The organism is Enterococcus sp. DIV0724b (assembly GCF_050531475.1).
Lineage (GTDB): Bacteria > Bacillota > Bacilli > Lactobacillales > Enterococcaceae > Enterococcus_L > Enterococcus_L haemoperoxidus.
In genome coordinates, this window is sequence record NZ_CP172890.1 from 1039993 (window position 1) to 1054350 (window position 14358).

The window sequence follows — 14358 nt, forward strand, 5'->3', positions numbered from 1 at the left end:
AATAACGTTTTTGAGAGGAGAATTCCATGTATCTTTCAGCAAGAGCTCGGCTAATCATGGAACAGCTGTTGACCAATAATCGGCCTGTTTTTATTAATGAATTGGCTGAAGATTTACGTGTTAGTCCACGAACTATCCGGCGTGATTTAAAGGAAGTTGAAAGTATCTTGGCTTCTTATCAGCTTAAGTTTACGAAAGAGCATGGAGTCTTAACCTTGATTGGACAGGATTCTGATAAACAACGCTTCCGCTGGCAATTAATGGATTTATCTTATAGCGACTATAGTCCAGAAGAACGCCAACAGAAAATTCTTAAAGTGCTTTTAAAAGAAGAGAGCATAAAATTGGTTGGGCTTGCGAACGATCTAAATGTTACGATCTCAACAATCAGCAATGATCTGACTAAAATTGAAGAACGACTACCGAACACAGTCAAAATTGAAAGAAGGAGAGGCTTTGGTGTATCGCTAAAAGCTGATGAAGCACAAAAAAGAAGTTTGATGAGTGCGCTTTTTGGGGAACAATTTCCCGATTATCGATTACTAAAATTTTTCCAAGAAAAATCTCGAGATCTGGCTACCAATGATTGGGTAGAAGATCGCTTACTTGATTTAGTTAGTGAATCACTATTAAAAAAAGTGGAGCAAAGTGTTAAAAATTGGCGTAGTAACACTTCTGAGGGAATCAATGATGAAGCGTATGCGAATTTGATTGTACACATTTCAATTTCAGTTGAACGAATGATTGCAGGAAATTTCATTCAACCAAATGGAACCAGCGATAAAATGAGGGACTATCCAGAATTTATTGCAGCACAGAACATGCTAGCTGATATTTTAGATATGGAAGCAGAATTTGTACCTGTAGGTGAAGCAGCTTATGTGACGACCCATCTTAGAGGTCTGAAAACCACTGAAAATGCGATTTACTTCATGGAAAATGAAGAATTGGAAGTAATGATTTTAGTTAAACAATTAATTACTAACGTTGAAGCTGAACTTAATCAAAAATTACCAAAAGAACTTTTAACAAAAGGACTGATTGCTCATTTACGTCCTACCCTAAGACGATTGCGTCAAGGCATGCGAATTTATAATCCATTGATCCATTCGATCAAACAAGATTATGCGGATCTCTTTGAAGTGGTCAGGCGAGCGTTCGATCAAGTGTATCAAGAAAAGTCAGTCCCGGATGAGGAAATTGGCTATTTGGTTTTGCATTTTGGTTCGGTACTATTGCAATTAGAAAGTGAAAATAGTTTTTCGGGATTAGTTGTATGTGCTAGTGGTATTGGTACGTCAAGGATGTTGGTTACTCGATTACGTCAGCGAATTCCTCAATTGAAAAAATTAGAAACAGTTTCCTTATTTGAATTAGGAAAAAAGAAAGCGGAAGGTAGTTATAATATCATTATTTCTACAATTGATTTAGGTCAAGTGGATTTTGATTATTTCTTAGTTTCACCTATTTTAACTGAAAGAGAACTCTCTCAAATTAGTGTATTTTTGAAAAGTTTGCATAGTGGATACCATAAAAAAATTGCACAAGAAGAACAAGCGGTGCAGTTAACGTTACTTGAAGCAACTCATTTTCTAGAACAACAACAAGTCTTCGCTTCGATTGTTCTCACAATTTTAAAGAATTTTAGCTATTCAAAGTTAAACGAAAACCTAGGAACAATGGAAGATACGATTAGGGTCATTTATACACAGCTTTTGGAAAAAGTACCGGAGTTAGACGTTGAGTCATTAGTCAGCACTTTCTTATACGATGGCAATTGGAAAGCATTTGGTATACCTGAGACAAAAATCGGACTATTTCATGCCCGTAATGAATCAATCAAAGAACCTTTTTTTCAATTATTTTCATTAGAGCAGTCTATCTACATTGAAACGATGGACCATACAAAAATGCTAATTGATCGAATCGTTTTACTGCTAGTTCCTGAGAAATTTTCTCAAGAAGGTTTGGAAGTAATTAGTTATATCAGTACTTTGTTTGTTGACAATAACCAAATGATTCAGCTTTTGGAGAAGGGTATGAATGAAGAAATCACGACGTATTTTGTGCAAAAATTATTAATTTATTTAGAATCGAGGAAAAAATAATATGTTGACATTAAAACAAGAAGATATAGTATTGAATAAACGTTTTTCCAGCAAAAAAGCAGCTATCGAAGCTGCGGGAAAACAATTAGTAAGTCAGGGATATGTGTCTATAGATTATATTCAAAAAATGGTTGAACGAGATAGACTAACGACAACCTATATTGGTAATATGGTTGCAATTCCACATGGAACAGATGATTCAAAAGTTTTAATCAATCAGTCAGGAATCGTCATTTTACAAGTACCTAAAGGTGTAGAATTTGATGGAAATGAAGTGCGTCTGATTATTGGAATCGCTGGGTTAGGAGATGAACACTTAGAATTATTGTCTAGTATTGCCCTAGTTTGTTCTGATATGGAAAAAGTAAGACAGTTGATAGCTGCTGAAACGAAAGAAGAGATCATTGGACTATTCAAAGAAGAGGTGAGAGCATGACAAAAGTAGCTGTTCATTTTGGAGCTGGCAATATTGGTCGAGGCTTTATTGGTTGGTTATTAGTTCAAGCTGGTTATGATGTGATCTTTGCTGATGTAAATGAAAAAATCGTAACACAAATTAATGAACAAGGGCAATATGACGTGATTTTAGCAAACAAAGAGCAAGAACGTTTTACAGTCAAAGGAATCAAAGCAATTAATAGTATGACTGAAACAGAACAATTAGCGGCATATATTAGTGAAGCTGAGCTGATCACAACCGCGGTTGGTCCATCCATTTTGCCGAGAATAGCAGAAATCATTGCTAAAGGGATTGAATTAAGAAGCGACTCAACACACTATTTAACGGTGATCGCATGCGAGAATATGATCGGAGGCTCTGAAATACTTCAATCAGCTGTGTTGCCATTATTATCAGCTGAGGCTAAAGCATATGTTAATAGATTTGTTGCTTTCCCTAATTCAGCTGTTGATCGGATCGTGCCAAACCAACAGCATGAAAACCCTCTAACTGTAACGGTAGAGCCATTTTATGAATGGGTAGTAGAAGCACCGATAAATGAAGGAAATGCACCAAAAATCACTGGACTAAACTATGTACCAGATTTAACGCCTTATATTGAGCGTAAATTATTTACTGTCAATACTGGACACGCTGTAACAGCTTATTTTGGTCATATAAGAAACATAGAATCAATCGAAGATGCGATTCACAATGAAAAAGTTCTCTTCATCGTACGTAGTGCGTTAGAAGAAACAGGGGCTTTGTTAGAGAAAAAATTTCAGTTTTCTCACCAAGAGCATCAAGCGTATATTGATAAAATTATTGATCGATTCAAAAATCCTTATGTTTCAGATTATGTGACTCGTGTTGGACGATCACCGATTAGAAAAATCGGAGAAAATGATCGCTTTATCCAACCAGCAAGACAATTTGTAGAGGCCTTTAATGAAACACCGAAAGCTTTAGCAATTGCAATTGCTGCTGCAATGAAGTTCAAAGAACCTACAGATGCAGAGGCTTGTGCATTACAAGAAGCGATTAGAGAGCAAGGTTTGGATCAGACGATCGAATTATATACAGGCTTAAAACCTTATACGAAATTATTTGAGAAAATCCGCATGTCTTATCACGAATTAGTATAAAAAAAATACTTAATCAAGCAACGGTGGCTTGGTTAAGTATTTTTTATATCGCTATTGAGTCAACTCTAATAATTTACTCTTTAAATCCTCTTCCATATGGCCTAATTCGATTTCAGCTGCACGGCGTTTTTCTTTACCTTCTTGCTGGATTCGTAAGGTTTCTTGGATTGTTTCAACTAAATCGTTTTGAGTTTTTTGAAGTGTATCGATATCAACAATGCCACGTTCATTTTCTTTCGCAGTTTCGATTGCCGAAATTTTAAGCATTTCAGAATTTTTCTTCAACAAATCATTTGTTGTTTCAGATACTTGACGTTGTGCTGTAACAGCATCTTTTTGACGTAAAAGAGTCAAAGCGATGACTACTTGGTTTTTCCAAAGTGGAATTGCAGTATTGATTGATGCTTGGATCTTCTCAGCTAAAGCTTGATTGGTATTTTGAATCAAACGAATTTGTGGCGCTTGTTGGATCGTGATTTGACGTGCTAAGCGTAAATCATGCGTTCGCTTATCTAAACGATCCAAAAATTGTGTATAATCATTGGCGATTTGAACATCCATTTGATCACCAGATTCTTCCGCTTTTTTCATTGCTTCAGGGATGATTGTCGTTTGAAGTTCTTCCATCTTTAATTCACCAGCTGCGATGTATATATTTAAGGCATCAAAATAGTCTTTGTTCTTATTATATAATTGATCCAACATTAAATTATCTTTTAAAAGACCATTTTTTTCATGATCTAATTTGATTGAGATCTTGTCGATTTGAGCACCAATTTTTTGGTATTTTGCCGTGATTTCAAAAACAGATTGTTTTACTTTCCCAAGCATTTTTGAAAAGAAGTTTCCTTCACCAGCTCTAAGCTGATCAGGATTCGCTTCACTTAATCGGTACATTAAGTCAGTTAATGAATCACCAACAGGGCCAATGTCTTGTGCTTGTACATGATTTAACATTGATTGTGAAAATTCACTTAATTTTGTTTGGGCTGCAGACCCATAAGTGATGACAGCCTGTGAATCTTGAACATCGATTTTTGAAGCAAGTTCTCTTGCTTGAGCTTGTCTATCGGCTGGTAACTTATCAACTAAACGGTCAGCAACTTGCTTATCTTGCAAAGCAGAAATCTCACTTTGTTGTGTTGTTGTTAATGAATCGATAGGTGTTGAAAAAGGGTTATTTAATAAATCATCCAGTGTATCATTTACTGGGGTTACATCTTTTGAGTCATTTTCCATTATGATTCCTCCTAAATTTAAAAGCGAAACAAATCAGTTAATTCTGTAGAAAATAGGAGATTACTCTGAAATAATCAATTCTTCAAAGTAATCTATTTTTCTAGGGAGTGATTTGTGTAGCTAAATAATGTTATAGTAGCTCCATTTCGCATTGTTACCTCTGTACCAAACAACCATGTTTACCTGAGATGAAGCTTTGATGATAAAGTATCAAAGCTTGATTTCGTTGTATTTTTTTACTTGTTTCAGGCAACTACTCATTATTTTTATTTTCATTATCTCTTTTTAAGCTATTTTTAGCAACGGAAATCTCAACATCCAAGTCCTCTAAATCTTCTGCTACAAATTGTTCGTAGTCTTTTTTGATCAATTTAGAGACTTGATCGATAATTTGAGCACTTTCTTCTAGTTTTTCATAGGTTTGTTTATTTTTGATCTCATGATCGTCTATCTCTAAATATTTACCTGTTAAATCAACTAAATTAGGTAAGTGGGTATAAAGAAAGTGATTAGCTAAGTGTAATTTTTTTGGATCTTTGACTAATTCTTTAAATAAGGCTTTTGAGACTTTTAACGTATCATTACGTAAGTCGATCGCTCTTAATTTAGTAGAAGCATTCATATTTTCTTGTAACTGAACAATTTGTTTTTTAGTCGTATTCATTGTATCGCGGAAAAAATCAATTTCTTGATCCGTCATGCCAATCGTTTCATAGTGTTCTTCCCTAGACTTTGTAAGATTAGGCAATTGATCTTCTTTTTTTCCAACCTTGTTCTTTGTGCCAGTAAAAAGTAGGACCATTAGAATCAAAAGAACCACGATAACTGCTGGCATATGTATACCAGTAATAAAACGCAGAACTAAACCTGCTAAAAATAAATAAGCAATTATTTGAATAAGTTTTCCTTTTCTCATTTATATTCCCTCCAATCATTTATTCCATCGAAAGTTACTATCCTCCGCTATATAAGTTATTTTAGCACATTCTAGGCTAGAAAGAATATCAGTCCAAAGGTTGATTTTGATATTTAGAGAAAATGTAAGAAATGACAAGGGAAAATAGCGTTTTTTACTACTTTAGATGTAGAATGAACTAAATTGTTCACAAAAAAGTCAAAAAGAAATATGATGAAAATTAGGAAACGTGAGGTATAATGAAAGTGAATGATTAGGATAAAAGGAGAAACAGTGTGAAAAAATTTAAAATCATGACCATATTGATAGTGGGATTAGTGATCACAGGCTGTTCTGGACGTAAAGTTGTGGAAGAAGTAGACGATGACGTTTATATAGAAGAAACAAGTTCTGAGGAATCGAGTTCTTATGGGGACGATGAAGTGTTCTACGAACCTAGGGATAAATCTGCAACAAGTGGTACGCTAGACGAGAATAAAGCGGCCACCGAAGAAACGAAAGAACAATCAGATGAATCAAAAGGCAAGGTAGAAGTAATCAAAACCAAAAATGGAAACTTTAAAGTAGAATTAACAGAAGGCTGGCAGTCAGTAGAAGCCAAAGAATTAAGTGATAATGCCGACGTTAGTTTAAAGAATGCTGCGAATGAAGAATACTATATGGTGCTAAGCGAAGCAAAAAAAGATTTTGACAGTTTCGATGCATTCAAAAGCTCTGTTGATCTATCTGATTTGGGCGAAATAACGGATGAAAAGAAAGAAACGATCAAGTACAATGAACTAAAAGGTGAACGTCGTAGCTTTATTGCAAGTAAAGATGGTGTGGAAGTTTACTACATCTACGATTTAGTAGAAAGTAAGGATCATTATTTGCAGTGTATCAGTTGGACACTGGCAGAAAAAAAAGAGAGTAACAAAGCCGATTTAATCAAAGTCATGAACTCTCTGGCTGAATTGCAAAAATAAGTAGATACAGATAAACTAAAAGGAGAAACAAGACTATTTATATAGTCCTGCTTCTCCTTTAAACTTGTGTGTTGTTGAATGAGGCTATCCCCATTTTGATTTACTGGTATAATTAGATGAAATGTTTCATTTATTGAAAAGTTTAATTAAGTATTAATAAATAAAGAAGATATCTTAAAATAGCAAGTTATAGCAAAGAAAAGATTCACAAAAAGAACGATAAGTGATAAAATTTCAAAATTAAGGTATTATATCCATAGAAAGATTGGTGAAGGACATGATGAACTTTGAAGAGTTTGAGGAAAAGACGATTTCCAGAAAAGAGATATTTAAAGGACATATAATTGACGTTGTTTTAGACGAAGTACGTTTGCCAAATGGCGAAACGAGCACACGTGAATTAGTATTTCATCCAGGAGCTGTTGCGGTCATTCCTATTACGGCTGATAATAAAATGATCATGGTTAAGCAATTTAGAAAACCAATGGAAAAAGTTCTTTTAGAAATCCCTGCTGGTAAAATTGATCCAGGTGAACATGACCATCCGAAAGAAACGGCAGAAAGAGAGTTAGAAGAGGAAACTGGCTTTCGAGCAAATAAGTTTACCTTTGTGACGTCTATGTATGTTTCTCCAGGATTTGCTAATGAACTACTTCATATTTATTATGCCGAAGATTTAGAGAAAGTTCCTAATCCCCGTCCTCAAGATGATGACGAAGTATTAGAATTATATACAGTAACATTAGAGGAAGCGAAAGCAGAAATTGCCAGTGGCCTAATTTGTGATGCAAAAACAATTTTTGCCGTGCAGTATTGGGAACTGCAGCAACTAAAAAAGCTGCTGAAGGAGGATAAACAATGAGTAAAGGTCCGCTGGTCACTCGGACAGAATTACGGAAACGAAAAGAAGAAGCTGACAAAGAAGCACAAAGATTATTTGAGCAAGAACAAAAAGAAGCTGACAAAGAGTACCGTAAAAAAGAAAAAGAAATAGCTAGTTTTTACCGAAAAGAACACAAGAAGCAAAAGGAAATTACTAAATCACGTTCAAATGAGCAAACAAAAATTCGTGAGCGCAGTAGTACACTCACGAAAGCTATTATTGTTGTGGCAATTTTGTTGGCTATTGTAATATTTATAGTATTGAATTTATAGAGAAGAGGAAATTACGATGAAAATTGGAATTATCGGTGCTATGGATCAAGAAGTAAAAATTTTAAAAGAAGCGTTATCTGATACTCGATCTTGGGAAAGAGCTGGAGCAGTATTTGTTTCAGGTTCTTTGGGGCGTCATGAAGTGATTGTAGTCCGTTCTGGGATCGGCAAAGTATTATCTGCTGTTACGACCACTTTATTGATTCATCAATATGGTGTAAATATGGTAATCAACACAGGATCAGCAGGTGGTATTGGACAAGGTCTATCTGTTGGGGATGTCGTAATAGCAGATAAATTAGCTTATTTTGATGTAGATGTTACTGGATTTGGCTATCAGCCAGGACAATTACCAGGAATGCCATTGTATTATGAATCAAGCGACTATTTAAAACTTGAAATGAATAAAGCCGCTGAAAAAACAGGCATGTCAATTCATCACGGTTTGATCGTAACAGGAGATTCTTTTGTTAACGATCAGAAAAAAGTAAAAGAAATCATTACCGAGTTTCCAGAAGCGTTAGCTTGTGAAATGGAAGGTGCGGCAATTGCTCAAGCAGCGGCGCAATTTAATATTCCCTTTTTAGTTGTTAGAGCTATCAGTGATACAGCAGATCATGAAGCTACTCAAACATTTGATGAATTTATTGAAGAAGCAGGAGAAAAATCTGCGCAAATGGTGATTAATTTTGTGAAGCATCTGGTTTAATTTATCATATTATTGTTTGGAGGTCTTAGGATGAAAGCATTGATTTCAATAGATTATACGAATGATTTTGTCGCAACAGATGGTACTCTTACAACTGGGCATGCGGGCCAAGCGATTGAGGACTCTTTAGTTGAAGTGACAAAACTATTCACTGAAAATAAAGACTTTGTGGTCTATGCTATTGACCGACATGATCAAAATGATCCTTATCACCCAGAGAATAGCTTGTTTCCGCCGCATAATATTGCTGGTACGATTGGGCGAAATCTATACGGAGAACTTGCTAATATTTATGAAAAAAGTCGTGAGCAAGCAAACGTTTATTGGATCGATAAGCGACACTACTCAGCTTTTAGTGGAACAGATTTAGATATACGCTTGCGTGAAAGAGCGATCACAGAGATCCATTTAGTTGGTGTTTGTACGGATATCTGTGTACTGCATACGGCTGTGGATGCTTATAATTTAGGGTATAAAATTGTCATTCATAAAAATGCGGTCGCAAGTTTTGATCCAGTTGGACATGAATGGGCGTTACGTCATTTCAAACAAACATTAGGAGCACAAATAATTGAATAGAATCTGATCGGACGAGACGAAAGTGTCTATCTCTGAGAAACAAGTAGGTATTGTACAATAATTTCAGCCTATTTCCGAAGAGTTCAACTCTTAGAAGTTGTTGTGTGAGGGGAATAAAATGTACTTAGCTTTTTTCTCGCCGTTTATTTGGGTTTAGAGCCAGAAACAAAACTGCTGTTTAGTTTCTGGCTCTTTATTTTCTGTAAAAAGTCCAAAAAGGGTCACTATTTTTGTATTAAGTAGGCAATCGCGATTATAATTAAAAGGAACCATACAACTATCAATCAGAATGGAAGTGATCGAATGCAGGTACTAAAAAAAGAGGTTTCCGAGTTCGAACTGTTTTATGATTTGATTTTTGCTTATGCAATCAGTCGTATTGCATCAATTCTATTTGTTGGTGCAGATCAAGTGCTATCCTTCAAAAGCATGGGTGAGTTTCTAATGTTGACACTAGTTTTTTGGACGATTTGGACATACCAAACTGTTTTTGCTAACCGATTTTCTATTAAGAATAAGATAAGTGCGCTATTTTTATTTTTTGATATGTTCTGGGTAATTATTTTGGCTCAGTCGATCAATGTTGATTTTGAGAAGACACATTTTACATTTGCAGGAGCAACTTCTATTTTATTTTTCAGTATTGCGTTGCAGTATTATTTGAAAATGAGAAGTACGGAAGATTCTGTTGTTAAAAAGTTATGTTATCAATTAGCGATTATGTTATGTGCAACTGGATTGATCGGGTTTATCACGATTTTACCGTGGGGAGCGTATTCTATTCGTTTTAGTGTGTATGCGATTTCTATTTTTATTACAGCATTTTTCCCGATAGTTATGAAGAAAAATTTGGAAGACTTTCCTACGAATTTTGGACATTTAACGGAGCGTTATAGTCTATTTACGCTATTATTATTTGGTGAAGCAGTGATTGCAGTTGCCAATACGATCGTTTTTAATAAAATAAGTATTGGTAGTGTCTTGTTCTTTCTGATGGTTGTTGTAATGTTTCTTTTTTACAATGCAGTGTATAAATCAGGGATCGAGCGACAAAAAGAAACAGCCGGTTTGGTTTTGATCCATTCGCATTATTTTATTTTCGTTGGCCTAGGTTTGTCACTTATTTTGTATGAAAATTATGTAGAAGCGCAGATCAAACCACTTTTCTTTGTACTTTGTTTGGCTGCTAGCTTAGCTTGTTTCTTAGGCGGAACGATTGTTAATATGATCATTTATACAAAAAAAGAGCATAATTACCTTCCGTTCATTAGTAAAAGTGTGATTTATTTTGCGATATGGATCATCATTAGTTTGCTTATCCAAGATTTTATACCGCTATTTTTATTCGTGAATGTGGTATTTTTATTGTTTTTACTTTATAAGGTTAAACAAGAACTTATATAGGGAACAAGAAAAAAATCCTTAGTCGATTTAAAAATAATCGGTTGGGGATTTTTTATTTTTTCCATAAGGATATAGCCATGTTCATCTTCAACTTATTCGTTATTCTTCACTTGAAAACCTAAGTTAGAATAGAACTTTTCAGCTGTTCTAAATTCTCAAATTATTAAGCCCATCCACTCGCTCCGTTTTCTTTTAAGTACGCTATTTTATGTTTTCTCGTTAATTTTTTAAATGCATATTCTGCTTTTGTAGCGTCACTGCGGCTGCTGAATTTTTCAATATGAATCATTTTTGCAGGCAAGCGTGAAGGAAGTCTTGTATATTTAGCCCCCGTACCGCTGTTGTGTTCCTTTAAACGTCTTTCAGGGTCTGTTGTATAACCTCCGTAAAAAGTATCATCTTTACAGTAAAGAACATAAAAATAATGATCAGTTTCCATACAACATCGCCTTCATTTCTGGGAGATAGTTATTTTGTTCGTCATAAGTAAACAAAGGCGGTAAGACTCTAAATCCGTCCTTTTTACCTTGTTTGATTCCTTCAATCAATAAAGTGTTCGCTTCTTTACCAACCTTAGGATAAACAAAACGAACTTTTTTTGGTGCAATATTGGCTGATTCCATTGCCTGTAGAATATCTAAAAAACGATCTGGGCGATGAACCATTGCAAGACGACCATTTGTTTTTAAAAGCTTTGCTGAAACCTCGATCACTTCTGACAGTGTCGTATGAATCTCGTGACGGGCGATGGCTAAGTGAGGATTTGGATTTTTTTGACTGGTTGGCAGTTCTTTGAAGTAAGGTGGATTACATAAAACTAAATCAGCAGAATCTGGTTTAACAACAGTCGTAGCTTTTTTTAAATCTAATTCAACCATCTTTATTTGCTCATCTAACTGATTTAGTTTGATGCTTCTTTTCCCCATATCAGCTAGACGTTCTTGTAACTCGATTTGTGTGATTTTAGCTTTGGTTTTTCGGCTAGCAAATAAACCAACAGCTCCGTTTCCAGCACATAGATCAACGATCGTACCAGTTTTGGGAAATGCAGGGAAATTTGCTAATAAGACAGCATCTATTGAAAAAGAAAAAACTTCTTTGCTTTGAATGATTTGGATATCATCAGCAAATAACTGATCGATTCTCTCACCTGGTAGTAACATGTTCAACTCATTCCTTTACTTTTTTTCGTTTTAAATTCGTTTCACTAAATAATATTTTGTAGTGCCAATAAATGGCGTGTCAACAAGCTGTCCAAACACTTGATAGCCGTATTTTTCATAGAAGTTTTTTGCTTGATAATCTTGCGTATTGATTGTTATAAGGCTAGAACCTGAATCGATAGCAAAAGTTTCTGCTTTTTTTAGGAGCTGCAGGCCATACCCTTTGCTACGATAATTTTTATTGATTGCCAACAAAGAAATATGGGTCGCGTTCATCCATTTATTCGCTGTAATACCGCCAATATAAAGCTCATTATCATATAAAGCTAAAGAGAAGGGAAGGTTTTTTTCGGCTGGAACATTTTTTTCTTCTTCTTGGTTTTCAGAAAGTAGTTTGATCAAATTGGTTTCATTTTCTTTTTGATTCAGTGATTTATAGTCAAGCATTAACGTAACCTCCCGTTTTCTTAAATTATATCGTAAAGCTCTTTGATGGAAGAGATGATATCCTTATATTATACTACAATTAAGATTAGAAGAAACGTGTGAAAAAGACTTGTCAAAAGCGTTAGTTTTCGGCATACTTATAGCTAGTGAAAAGAAAGGAAGAAAAACATGTTTTTTACATTTATGCGTGGAGTTGTCCGGGTTGTTTTATTTATTATCAACGGCAATGCACATTATGAAAAGAAAGACCGCATTCCTCAAAATGAAAATTATATTTTAGTTGCGCCTCATAGAACTTGGTGGGAGCCATTATATTTAGCTGTAGGTGGATCACCGAAAAAGTTTAGTTTTATGGCGAAAAAAGAATTATTTAAGAATCCTTTTCTAAGTTTTATTTTAAAACATGCAAATGCTTTTCCAGTTGATCGGGAAAAACCAGGTCCAAGTGCTATCAAGACACCAGTAAAAACACTAAAGAATACTGATTTAAGCTTGGTAATGTTTCCAAGTGGAACGCGTCATTCTTCAGAGTTAAAAGGCGGCGTGGCTTTGATTGCCAAAATGGCCAAAGTTAAAATCGTTCCAGCTGTGTATCAAGGACCGTTGACGCTGAAAGACTTATTTAAACGCCGTCGGGTGACTGTTCGTTTTGGTGAACCAATTGATGTGAGCGATATTCCGAAAATGGATAAAGAAGGAATTGCTGAGGTTGAACGCAGAATGCAGGCGACTTTTGACAGCTTAGATCAAGAAATCGATCCTAATTTTAAATATGAAGTGAAAGAATAGTAGCAGTATTTGCGATTCGATCCTTTAGGGCTTGGATATGACTCTAGGAGTTGTATTTCAGGCTTTTTTTTACTTTCAAAAATTTCTATACGTTTGAACCATATATTTCTCCGTAAATTTGGTATAATAGTAAGAAGGACTTTTTTAGGTGGTGGGAAAATGCGTTTTTTACATACAGCAGATTGGCATATTGGCAAAAAATTACATGGCTACGATTTATTAGAAGAGCAAGCAGATGCATTCCAGCAGATTCTAAAGATCGCTAAAGAGGAAAAGGTGGATGCAATAGTCGTTGCAGGTGATCTATATGATCGCTCAGTTCCTTCAGTTGAAGCAATCGAAGTCTTCAATCGAATGATCGTAGAAATGAATTTACAAGAAAAATTTCCCGTGTTGGCAATTTCCGGTAATCATGACAGTAGTACGCGTTTAGAAACGGGCGGGCCATGGTTTATTCAATCAGATTTCCATTTGAATACTCGGTTGGATCAGGCGTTTGAGCCGGTGGAGATGAAGAACACTCAATTTTTCCTATTGCCTTATTTTGAACCGATTTCTGCTCGATTATATTTTGATAATGAAGAAATTCGAACGATTGAACAAGCAATGAAAGAAGTCATTACAGAAATGGAAAAACAATTCAAACCAGATATGGCTCATGTTTTGGTCAGTCATTTTTTTGTAGCAGGTAGTGAAAAGTCTGATTCAGAAACAAAATTGATGGTTGGTGGTTTGGATACCGTACCGTTGTCGTTACTTGAATCATTTGACTATGTAGCTTTAGGGCATTTACATGGGAAAAATGCATTGCAAGCCGAAAATGCACGTTATAGTGGTTCACCCTTAAAGTTTTCATTATCAGAAATGAGTCAGAAAAAAGGGGTTTGGATCGTAGATACTGTGGTTGATAAAACGACATTTGAATTTAAAGAAATTACACCACTACGAGACCTGATACAACTCGAAGGAAGTTTTAAAGAATTGACCACTCAGGAATTTTATGAATCGATCGACCGCGAAAGCTATTTACATATCCAGTTAACAGATCGCGCTGTGATTCCTAATATGATGAATCAGTTACGCCAAATTTATCCACGAGTGATCGGTGTCGAACGATTATTTGGAAGAGAAGTAAAAGAAAAAAATAGAGCAGCAAAAAAAGAGATCAAAGCTTTGGCACCAACGGAATTAGTCAATCAGTTCTTTTCGGAAGTAACAGGAGAACAATTGACTCAACAACAACAAACTTGGATCAAAGACAACCTAGCAGCGCTTCATCAAGCAGAAAGAGGGAAATAAG

At 35.2% G+C, this 14358-nt stretch carries 16 protein-coding genes; 11 read left to right on the forward strand and 5 right to left on the reverse strand.

Going from position 1 to position 14358, the window contains the following annotated elements:
• Positions 1–26 precede the first annotated feature (26 nt).
• The 3 genes from IGJ02_RS04875 to IGJ02_RS04885 are packed head-to-tail and all read left to right on the forward strand — an operon-like array spanning position 27 to position 3692.
• Positions 27–2108, forward strand: coding sequence for a BglG family transcription antiterminator (locus tag IGJ02_RS04875; RefSeq protein WP_430603474.1), 2082 nt, complete (start codon positions 27–29; stop codon positions 2106–2108).
• A gap of 1 nt (position 2109) precedes the next feature.
• The gene (locus IGJ02_RS04880) at positions 2110–2544 is read left to right on the forward strand and encodes a PTS sugar transporter subunit IIA (protein WP_430603475.1); all 435 of its coding nucleotides are present in this window, start codon (positions 2110–2112) and stop codon (positions 2542–2544) included.
• Positions 2541–3692: a mannitol-1-phosphate 5-dehydrogenase gene (locus IGJ02_RS04885; protein ID WP_430603476.1), complete on the forward strand. Its 1152-nt coding sequence runs from the start codon at positions 2541–2543 to the stop codon at positions 3690–3692. The genes IGJ02_RS04880 and IGJ02_RS04885 overlap by 4 nt, the downstream gene beginning before the upstream one ends.
• Before the next feature lie 51 nt (positions 3693–3743).
• On the opposite strand, the gene IGJ02_RS04890 is transcribed toward IGJ02_RS04885, so the two are convergent.
• Entirely contained in the window at positions 3744–4931 is a 1188-nt protein-coding gene (locus IGJ02_RS04890; protein WP_010760699.1) for a toxic anion resistance protein, read from the reverse strand.
• Positions 4932–5184: 253 nt separating this feature from the next.
• On the reverse strand, positions 5185–5847 hold the full coding sequence (locus IGJ02_RS04895) for a 5-bromo-4-chloroindolyl phosphate hydrolysis family protein (protein WP_430603477.1): 663 nt from the start codon (positions 5845–5847) through the stop codon (positions 5185–5187).
• 275 nt (positions 5848–6122) lie between these two features.
• Here IGJ02_RS04895 and IGJ02_RS04900 point away from each other — a divergent pair, with 275 nt between their 5' ends.
• From IGJ02_RS04900 to IGJ02_RS04925, 6 genes are all read left to right on the forward strand, one after another.
• Complete coding sequence (locus IGJ02_RS04900) at positions 6123–6812, forward strand: hypothetical protein (protein WP_430603478.1); 690 nt, start codon at positions 6123–6125, stop codon at positions 6810–6812.
• A gap of 277 nt (positions 6813–7089) precedes the next feature.
• Complete coding sequence (locus IGJ02_RS04905) at positions 7090–7674, forward strand: NUDIX domain-containing protein (RefSeq protein ID WP_034682907.1); 585 nt, start codon at positions 7090–7092, stop codon at positions 7672–7674.
• Complete coding sequence (gene macP / locus IGJ02_RS04910; protein ID WP_010760703.1) at positions 7671–7967, forward strand: cell wall synthase accessory phosphoprotein MacP; 297 nt, start codon at positions 7671–7673, stop codon at positions 7965–7967. Before IGJ02_RS04905 ends, macP begins: the two co-directional genes overlap by 4 nt.
• Before the next feature lie 16 nt (positions 7968–7983).
• Positions 7984–8676, forward strand: a complete 693-nt coding sequence (locus IGJ02_RS04915; RefSeq protein ID WP_430603479.1) for a 5'-methylthioadenosine/adenosylhomocysteine nucleosidase — start codon at positions 7984–7986, stop codon at positions 8674–8676.
• A gap of 30 nt (positions 8677–8706) precedes the next feature.
• A complete protein-coding gene (locus tag IGJ02_RS04920; protein WP_010760705.1) occupies positions 8707–9255 on the forward strand; it encodes a cysteine hydrolase family protein in 549 nt (182 codons plus the stop codon).
• Between the two features lie 303 nt (positions 9256–9558).
• The gene (locus tag IGJ02_RS04925; protein ID WP_430603480.1) at positions 9559–10659 is read left to right on the forward strand and encodes a low temperature requirement protein A; all 1101 of its coding nucleotides are present in this window, start codon (positions 9559–9561) and stop codon (positions 10657–10659) included.
• Positions 10660–10822: 163 nt separating this feature from the next.
• On the opposite strand, the gene IGJ02_RS04930 is transcribed toward IGJ02_RS04925, so the two are convergent.
• Genes IGJ02_RS04930 through IGJ02_RS04940 form a run of 3 tightly spaced genes read right to left on the reverse strand, consistent with a single transcriptional unit; the run spans position 10823 to position 12269 of the window.
• On the reverse strand, positions 10823–11098 hold the full coding sequence (locus IGJ02_RS04930) for a GIY-YIG nuclease family protein (protein ID WP_010760707.1): 276 nt from the start codon (positions 11096–11098) through the stop codon (positions 10823–10825).
• Positions 11088–11822 (reverse strand): tRNA1(Val) (adenine(37)-N6)-methyltransferase, encoded by a 735-nt coding sequence (locus IGJ02_RS04935; RefSeq protein ID WP_010760708.1) that lies wholly within the window; start codon positions 11820–11822, stop codon positions 11088–11090. Before IGJ02_RS04935 ends, IGJ02_RS04930 begins: the two co-directional genes overlap by 11 nt.
• 30 nt (positions 11823–11852) lie before the next feature.
• Positions 11853–12269, reverse strand: a complete 417-nt coding sequence (locus tag IGJ02_RS04940) for a GNAT family N-acetyltransferase (RefSeq protein WP_430603481.1) — start codon at positions 12267–12269, stop codon at positions 11853–11855.
• A gap of 168 nt (positions 12270–12437) precedes the next feature.
• On the opposite strand from IGJ02_RS04940, the gene IGJ02_RS04945 reads away from it, so the two are divergent.
• Both IGJ02_RS04945 and IGJ02_RS04950 read left to right on the forward strand, forming a co-directional pair.
• Positions 12438–13058 carry a lysophospholipid acyltransferase family protein gene (locus IGJ02_RS04945; protein ID WP_010760710.1) on the forward strand — a complete coding sequence of 207 codons (621 nt, stop codon included), beginning with the start codon at positions 12438–12440 and terminating at the stop codon, positions 13056–13058.
• 159 nt (positions 13059–13217) lie between these two features.
• The gene (locus IGJ02_RS04950; protein ID WP_010760711.1) at positions 13218–14357 is read left to right on the forward strand and encodes an exonuclease SbcCD subunit D; all 1140 of its coding nucleotides are present in this window, start codon (positions 13218–13220) and stop codon (positions 14355–14357) included.
• The last annotated feature ends 1 nt before the right edge of the window (position 14358 follow it).